This window comes from Kitasatospora sp. NPDC007106 (genome assembly GCF_040634455.1).
In the GTDB taxonomy this organism is placed as follows: domain Bacteria; phylum Actinomycetota; class Actinomycetes; order Streptomycetales; family Streptomycetaceae; genus Kitasatospora; species Kitasatospora arboriphila.
Window position 1 is genome coordinate 1 of the sequence record NZ_JBEYFP010000334.1, and the last position, 6,430, is coordinate 6,430.

Consider the following 6,430-nt stretch of genomic DNA (forward strand, 5'->3'; position numbering starts at 1 on the left):
GCCGCACCGACCTGCACCGCCCGGTGCCCGCACGGCCGCACCGACCTGCACCGCCCGGTGCCCGCACGGCCGCACCGACCTGCACCGCCCCGCAGCACCCCGCAGTGCCCCGCAGTGCCCCGCAGCACCGATGCCGCACGGCCCTTCCGCCGCCCGAGCCCCGTCCCCCGGGGCGGCCGGAGGGCCGTGTCGCCCGGTGTCGAGGGCCGTTCCGCCCGAGGCCGCAGGGGGTCCGCGGCGGTTCCGCCGGTGGTGTGACCCGCGCCACGAACGGGATGCGTAACACTTGAGGGGTGGCAGCGATGTGTACGGAGCGGAAGCAGCTCCGGAATACCACCACCATGTCAGAATGCTGTGTTGGTCTGCGGCGCTGCTGCCGTCCCGCAAACCCAGTCCTCGTCCTCAAGTCCGAGCCGGTCGGAGTCGACCCCGCACGTGATCGTGCGTGATCGTCCCCCGTCCTCTCGTACGGTCGGGTACGGGTTCGAGTCCACTCATCGTCCGAGAGGTTGTTCGTGTCGGCCAGCACATCCCGTTCGCTCCCCCCCGAGATCGCCGAGTCCGCAGCACTGCTCGCGCTCATCGAGCGGGGCAAGGCCCAGGGGCAGATCGCCGGTGACGACGTGCGTCAGGCGTTCGAGGCGGACCAGATCCCGGTCACCAAGTGGAAGAACGTCATGCGCAGCCTCAACCAGGTGCTGATTGAGGAAGGAGTGGACCTCATGGTCAGTGCGGCCGAACCGGCCGGCTCCAAGCGCAAGAGCGTCGCGGCCAAGAGCACCACCAAGCGCACCGCGACCAAGACGGTCACCACTCGGACCCCGGCCGCCCCGGCCAAGCCGCCGGTGCGCATCGCACCGGCCGCCACGCCGGCCGCTCCCGTGGCCGCCCCGGCCGTGGTGGCCGCGGTCGCCGCGGAGACCACCGTGATCGGGTCCGGTTCCGTCGAGGCCGTCGAGGCGAAGGCCGCCGCGAAGAAGGCCGCCGCCCCGGCGAAGAAGGCCGCGGCCAAGAAGACCGCCGCGCCCGCCAAGAAGACCGCCGCCAAGAAGACCACCGCCTCCAAGACCGGCAAGGCCGGCGAGGAGGAGGCCATCGGCGAGGAGGAGCTGCTCGAAGAGGTGGCGCTCCCCGGCGACAAGGCCGAGGGCGAGCCCGAGGAGGAGTCGGAGGGCTTCGTCCTCTCCGACGACGACGAGGACGACGCGCCGGCCCAGCAGGTCGCCGTCGCCGGTGCCACCGCCGACCCGGTCAAGGACTACCTCAAGCAGATCGGCAAGGTCCCGCTGCTCAACGCCGAGCAGGAGGTCGAGCTCGCCAAGCGCATCGAGGCCGGCCTGTTCGCCGAGGACAAGCTGAGCCAGGCCGACAAGCTCGCCCCGAAGCTCAAGCGCGAGCTGGAGATCATCGCCGAGGACGGCCGCCGGGCCAAGAACCACCTGCTGGAGGCCAACCTCCGCCTGGTGGTCTCGCTGGCCAAGCGTTACACCGGCCGCGGCATGCTCTTCCTGGACCTCATCCAGGAGGGCAACCTCGGTCTGATCCGTGCGGTCGAGAAGTTCGACTACACCAAGGGCTACAAGTTCTCGACCTACGCCACGTGGTGGATCCGCCAGGCGATCACCCGCGCCATGGCCGACCAGGCCCGCACCATCCGCATCCCGGTGCACATGGTCGAGGTCATCAACAAGCTGGCCCGCGTCCAGCGCCAGATGCTCCAGGACCTGGGCCGCGAGCCCACCCCGGAGGAGCTGGCCAAGGAACTCGACATGACCCCCGAGAAGGTCATCGAGGTCCAGAAGTACGGCCGCGAGCCGATCTCGCTGCACACCCCGCTCGGCGAGGACGGCGACAGCGAGTTCGGTGACCTGATCGAGGACTCCGAGGCGGTCGTCCCGGCCGACGCGGTCTCCTTCACCCTGCTCCAGGAGCAGCTGCACTCCGTGCTCGACACCCTGTCCGAGCGTGAGGCCGGCGTCGTCTCGATGCGCTTCGGCCTGACGGACGGTCAGCCGAAGACGCTGGACGAGATCGGCAAGGTCTACGGCGTCACCCGTGAGCGCATCCGCCAGATCGAGTCGAAGACCATGTCGAAGCTGCGGCACCCGTCGCGTTCGCAGGTCCTGCGCGACTACCTGGACTGATCCCCGGGGCCACGGCGGCCCGGCGACGAGACAGGCCCGAAGGGCCCGGAGCACCACGCTCCGGGCCCTTCGGCACGCCCGGGCCCACTCTCCCTACGGCCGGGGGAGCCGCACCGCCCGGCCGGGCGAGCCGCACCGCCCGGCCGCACCGCCGGTGTCCCTCGTACGGGTGGCCGCACGCAAGGTGACGCCACGTTGGGTAACGGCTCGAATACGCTGTGCCGGTTGTCCGTCGTCGAGCCAGCTTGGAGATCCGGTGCCCTCCCTGGACGTCCCCGCCATCCGGCCCCGCCCCCTTGATCCCCGCAGCGACCCCGGACGGACGGCCGCGGCCCGTGCCGGCGGCCGCCGAACCCGCCGGGCGGTGGCGGTGGCGCTGCTCGCCACGCTCCCCGCATCGCTGGCGGTGCTCGGTGCGGCCGGCCCCGCCGCGGCGCAGCGCCGGATCGTCGGCGGTACGGCCTCCTCCACCTCCGACCACCCGTGGATGGTCGCCGTCGCCAGCCGCCAGCAGTTCGGCAGCAGCCGCTCCGGGCAGTTCTGCGGCGGCGTGCTGGTCTCGGCCACCAAGGTGGTCACCGCCGCGCACTGCTTCTACGACGAGCGGACGGGCCACCGTGCGGACCGGCCGGGGCTGCAGGCCGTGATCGGCCGTGACGACCTGCGCGACCGGGACGGCCGGGAGGTCACCGTGCGCAACGTGTGGATCGATCCCGGGTACGACTTCACCCGCAACCTGCGGGACGTGGCGGTGCTCACCCTGGCCGAGCCGCAGGCCGGCCGGCCGGTGATCGGCATGGTCGCCCAGGGCGAGACCGAGCCGTACGCCGCGGGCACCGAGGCGCGGGTCTACGGCTGGGGCGACACCCGCGGGAACGGCAGCTACTCGCCGACGCTGCGGTCGGTCGAGGTGCCGGTGGTCTCCGACGAGGTGTGTTCGCGCGCCTACCCCGCGGGTGGGGACAGTCCCTACGACGCGCGGGTCATGGTGTGCGCCGGTGCCGAGCAGGGCGGGCGGGACGCGTGCCAGGGCGACAGCGGCGGGCCGCTGGTGGTGGCCGGGCGGCTGGTCGGGCTGGTGTCCTGGGGGACGGGCTGCGCGGAGGCGACGCACCCGGGGGTCTATACCCGGCTCGCCGCGGTGGCGGACGATGTGCGCTCCGCACTCTGACGGTCACCGTCCGACGCGGTGTCAGTCCGCCTGCGGCCGGTGGCAGTCCGTGCGCAGGCCGTGCCGCTGCGTGGGTGCGCCCTCACGGAACGCGACGCCGGGTGTGCGCGCAGGCGCGCACGAGGGTGTGCAAAAGGGCCGGGCGGCAGGCCTTTCGACCTGCCGCCCGGCCCCGTGCCCCGGGTGGACCCGGCTCGCCGATGGAGCGCTGCGGTCAGCGCTCGTTGTCGGAGGCCGTCGAGGGCGTCGTGCCCAGACGACCCGTCTCGTCCTGTATCTCCACAGAGATCTTCTTGAGCTCGGGCTCGAACTTCCGGCCGTGGTGGGCGCAGAAGAGCAGCTCTCCGCCGCTTGCGAGGACGACGCGCAGGTAGGCCTGGGCGCCGCAACGGTCGCAGCGGTCAGCCGCGGTGAGCGGGCTCGCAGGGGTCAGAACAGTAGTCACGTCGCCTCTTCTCTAGCTCGACGAGCTGTCGTACCAGGGTCAACATCCAACCAGGTCGATTTCGTTCCCGCTCGTGGCTTTTCTTCTCTGAGGATTCTGCTTGTTGATGAGGACGTGCCCCGGGGCCCGGCGGTTCATGCGTGCCGATTCCCGTGGCGGCCACCCCTCCTCGAACGCCCGATCGAGGCGATGTCCGAGGTCCGCGTAGCATAATCCTCTGCTGGGTTGGAGCATAAGCCCCGTCCCGAGCACCGGTAGCCTGCATCGCAGCAGCTCCGCCGCCTGCGCCCGGTGCCACGGTCCGCCAGGAACCGTGGTGGCAGGAGGAGATGGCGCCCCGGGGCGCCGGTGCCCGGCCAAGGTCGTGTTCGCGCAGCGCGTACAGGCTGCGACGGGCGCCACACCCCGCCGTCTCGCCCTGTGAGAGCGGGCCGGGGGCAAGAGGGCGCCCACGCAGACGAGTCAGAGAACTTCATTGAGGAGTGCAACGCCGCATGAGTGCCGAATCAGTGCCGTCCGCCCTGCTGGCCAAAGACGACGGTTCCAACTACACCGCTCGGCACCTGCTCGTCCTCGAGGGCCTGGAGGCCGTCCGCAAGCGGCCGGGCATGTACATCGGGTCCACCGACAGTCGCGGTCTGATGCACTGCCTGTGGGAGATCATCGACAACTCGGTCGACGAGGCCCTCGGCGGCTTCTGCGACCGGATCGAGGTGCTGCTGCACGAGGACGGTTCGGTCGAGGTCCGCGACAACGGCCGCGGCATCCCGGTCGACGTCGAGCCGAAGACCGGCCTGTCCGGCGTCGAGGTCGTCATGACCAAGCTGCACGCCGGCGGCAAGTTCGGCGGCGGCTCCTACGCGGCCTCCGGCGGTCTGCACGGCGTCGGCGCCTCGGTCGTCAACGCGCTCTCCGCCCGCCTGGACGTGGAGGTCGACCGCAGCGGCCACACCCACGCGATCAGCTTCCGACGCGGCACCCCCGGCCACTTCACCGAGCTCTCCCCGGACGCCCCCTTCGAGGCGGCCAGCGGCCTCACCAAGAAGGGGAAGGCCCCGCGCGGCCGCACCGGCACCCGGATCCGCTACTGGGCCGACCGGCAGATCTTCCTCAAGGACGCCCGGCTCTCCCTGGAGAGCCTGCACGCCCGCGCCCGGCAGACGGCCTTCCTCGTCCCCGGCCTGACGATCGTCGTGCGTGACGAGCGGCGGACGGAGAGCGAGGCCGTCGACGAGACGACCTTCCGCTTCGACGGAGGCATCGCCGAGTTCTGCGAGTTCCTCGCCCCCGACAAGCCGATCTGCGACGTGCTGCGGCTGCACGGCGAGGGCAACTTCAAGGAGACCGTGCCCGTCCTGGACGAGCTCGGCCACATGACCCCGACCGAGGTCACCCGCCACCTCGGCGTGGACATCGCGCTGCGCTGGGGCGCCGGCTACGACAGCACGATGCGCTCCTTCGTCAACATCATCGCCACCCCCAAGGGCGGCACCCACGTCACCGGCTTCGAGCGCTCCCTCGCCAAGACCGTCAACGAGGTGCTGCGCAGCGCCAAGCTGCTGCGCGTCGCCGAGGACGACATCTCCAAGGACGACGCCCTGGAGGGCCTCACCGCGGTGGTCACCGTCCGGCTCGCCGAGCCGCAGTTCGAGGGCCAGACCAAGGAGGTGCTCGGCACCTCGGCGGCCAACCGGATCGTCGCCGCCGTGGTCGCCAAGGAGCTGAAGGCCTTCCTCACCTCCGCCAAGAAGGACGAGAAGCTCCAGGCCCGGGCCGTCCTGGAGAAGGTCGTCGCGGCCGCCCGCACCCGGGTCGCCGCCCGGCAGCACAAGGAGGCGCAGCGCCGGAAGACGGCGCTGGAGACCTCCTCGCTGCCGGCGAAGCTCGCCGACTGCCGCAGCGACGACGTCGACCGCAGCGAGCTGTTCATCGTCGAGGGCGACTCGGCGCTCGGCACCGCCAAGCTGGCGCGCAACTCCGAGTTCCAGGCGCTGCTGCCGATCCGCGGCAAGATCCTGAACGTGCAGAAGGCCTCGGTGGCCGACATGCTCAAGAACGCCGAGTGCGCCTCGATCATCCAGGTCATAGGAGCGGGCTCCGGCCGCACCTTCGACATCGACCAGGCCCGCTACGGCCGGGTCATCTTCATGGCCGACGCCGACGTCGACGGCTCGCACATCCGCTGCCTGCTGCTGACGCTCTTCCAGCGGTACATGCGGCCGATGGTCGAGCAGGGCCGGGTGTTCGCCGCGGTGCCGCCGCTGCACCGGATCGAGCTCACCAACCCCAAGCGCGGCCAGGGCAAGTACCACTACACCTACTCGGACGCCGAACTGCGCCGCACCCTGCTGGAGTTCCAGTCCAAGGGGCTGCGCTGGAAGGACCCGGTGCAGCGGTACAAGGGCCTCGGCGAGATGGACGCGGACCAGCTGGCGGAGACCACCATGGACCCGCGCCACCGCATCCTGCGCCGGATCAACCTCGGCGACCTGGAGGCGGCGGAGAAGACCTTCGACCTGCTGATGGGCAACGACGTGGCCCCGCGCAAGGAGTTCATCGTGGACTCCGCGGCGACCCTGGACCGCTCGCGCATTGACGCCTGAGCCGGCCACCGGCCCGGTCCAGGGTCCGCGCCCCGTCGTGCCGGGGGTTCTCCACCCGCGGGTGGAG

The 6,430-nt window shown here is 71.4% G+C and carries 4 protein-coding genes; 3 read left to right on the forward strand and 1 reads right to left on the reverse strand.

Going from position 1 to position 6,430, the window contains the following annotated elements; genetic code table 11:
• The first annotated feature begins 509 nt into the window (after window positions 1-509).
• Both ABZ641_RS22525 and ABZ641_RS22530 read left to right on the forward strand, forming a co-directional pair.
• Window positions 510-2,144: an RNA polymerase sigma factor gene (locus tag ABZ641_RS22525; protein ID WP_359984313.1), complete on the forward strand. Its 1,635-nt coding sequence runs from the start codon at window positions 510-512 to the stop codon at window positions 2,142-2,144.
• Window positions 2,145-2,400: 256 nt separating this feature from the next.
• Window positions 2,401-3,315 (forward strand): serine protease, encoded by a 915-nt coding sequence (locus tag ABZ641_RS22530; protein ID WP_344623257.1) that lies wholly within the window; start codon window positions 2,401-2,403, stop codon window positions 3,313-3,315.
• A gap of 214 nt (window positions 3,316-3,529) precedes the next feature.
• Here ABZ641_RS22530 and ABZ641_RS22535 read toward each other — a convergent pair whose 3' ends face one another.
• On the reverse strand, window positions 3,530-3,760 hold the full coding sequence (locus ABZ641_RS22535; protein WP_344623258.1) for a hypothetical protein: 231 nt from the start codon (window positions 3,758-3,760) through the stop codon (window positions 3,530-3,532).
• A gap of 494 nt (window positions 3,761-4,254) precedes the next feature.
• Here ABZ641_RS22535 and ABZ641_RS22540 point away from each other — a divergent pair, with 494 nt between their 5' ends.
• Window positions 4,255-6,363: a DNA topoisomerase IV subunit B gene (locus ABZ641_RS22540; RefSeq protein WP_359984318.1), complete on the forward strand. Its 2,109-nt coding sequence runs from the start codon at window positions 4,255-4,257 to the stop codon at window positions 6,361-6,363.
• Window positions 6,364-6,430 lie beyond the last annotated feature (67 nt).